Here is a 1338-nt window from a genome sequence, read left to right as displayed (position 1 = left end):
CAACCTCATCGACGAATACACCAAGGAATGCCTGGCGATCCGGGTCGATCGGAAACTCAATTCGACGGATGTCATCGATGTGCTCACCGACCAGTTCATCCTGCGCGGCATACCTGCTCATATCAGGTCCGATAATGGCCCCGAGTTCATTGCCATAGCCGTCCGGGACTGGATCGTCGCGGTCGGTGCGAAGACGGCTTTTATCGAGCCCGGCTCACCCTGGGAGAACGGCTATTGCGAGAGCTTCAATGCGAGGTTCCGCGACGAATTGCTTAATGGCGAGATCTTCTACACGCTCGCCGAGGCAAGGGTCGTCATCGAGACTTGGCGGCGTCACTACAACACGAAACGCCCGCATTCTTCGCTTGGCTACAGGCCTCCGGCCCCCGAGGCTCTGCAATGGCCAGCTTCGCCATCCGGCTCAGCTACGCCGGCCACACCAGCCGTAGCACCGAGACCCGTCATGCACTAAGATTGAAACCGGACCACCCTATTGGGGAAGGCCACTGATGATGTCCGCGCAGCGGAAATGGCGCAAACTCGATGGCCAGAACCGCCTGCCGGAAATCATCCAAGGGGTTGAGTTCCGAGACGGCCTCCGCCAACTTCAAGTCGCCGCCTGATCACGCGTCACCAACTTTCGCCCATATCTCCGCCGGTTCAGCTTGTGGGCCGATATAGAACAGAGGCGGCCGCCCTACCGCCTCGTAGACGTCGCGCAGGCTGATGTCGCCAAGGTGGCGGGCAAGCCGCCAGCCGCCGCCATGCCCCTTTTCCGAAGAAACGATACCCTTGCCGCGGCAGCGGGTGTTTTGGCCTGTGGCGCGGCACATCGCTCGCTGGTTTTCGATCCTGATCTCAGACTCTGGACATGAAAGGGCGATCCGCACCCATGCTGCCAGAGTTAGTTCATCTTATCCCTCGGATTGGAGCGAAACTCAGTCGCAACGAATTTCCAGCACGAAATTCTGTTGATTAACACATGGCGCAGTCCAATGGCGGGGAGAGTGCGATGGGGACCGAATGACTGCGACTGCGCCCGCGGAAGAAATGGAGCACTTAAGATGCCGGTGTCGCGAATGGCTAGAAGGACCGCATCGCTATCTCTCGTTCTCTCGAAATGCTTCGCCATCTTCGAATGGCCACTTCGGTGACTGCTACCGCGCGGCATTGGCGAGGCTCGAAAGTCAGCAAAGGGCCGGCCGACAAGATTCCTGCCGGCCGGCTTCAGGACTACAGATCTATCCCCTCTGACAGCGTCAGCGCATCGTCGAGATCGACGCCGAGGTATCGGACAGTGCTGTCCATCTTGGTGTGGCCCAGCAGAAGCTGTACCGC

At 59.3% G+C, this 1338-nt stretch carries 2 protein-coding genes and 1 pseudogene; 1 reads left to right on the top strand and 2 read right to left on the bottom strand.

Going from position 1 to position 1338, the window contains the following annotated elements; genetic code table 11:
- A partial coding sequence (locus tag ESZ60_RS20575; protein WP_134682496.1) for an integrase core domain-containing protein occupies positions 1-472 on the top strand: 472 nt, incomplete at its 5' end.
- 151 nt (positions 473-623) lie between these two features.
- Here ESZ60_RS20575 and ESZ60_RS20570 read toward each other — a convergent pair.
- A complete protein-coding gene (locus ESZ60_RS20570) occupies positions 624-890 on the bottom strand; it encodes an Rrf2 family transcriptional regulator (protein ID WP_245155811.1) in 267 nt (88 codons plus the stop codon).
- A gap of 343 nt (positions 891-1233) precedes the next feature.
- Positions 1234-1338: pseudogene (locus tag ESZ60_RS21640) on the bottom strand (integrase); the annotation flags it as partial.

This window comes from Paracoccus ravus (genome assembly GCF_004522175.1).
GTDB classification, from domain to species: domain Bacteria; phylum Pseudomonadota; class Alphaproteobacteria; order Rhodobacterales; family Rhodobacteraceae; genus Paracoccus; species Paracoccus ravus.
This window is presented reverse-complemented; position numbering and strand designations above follow the sequence as displayed.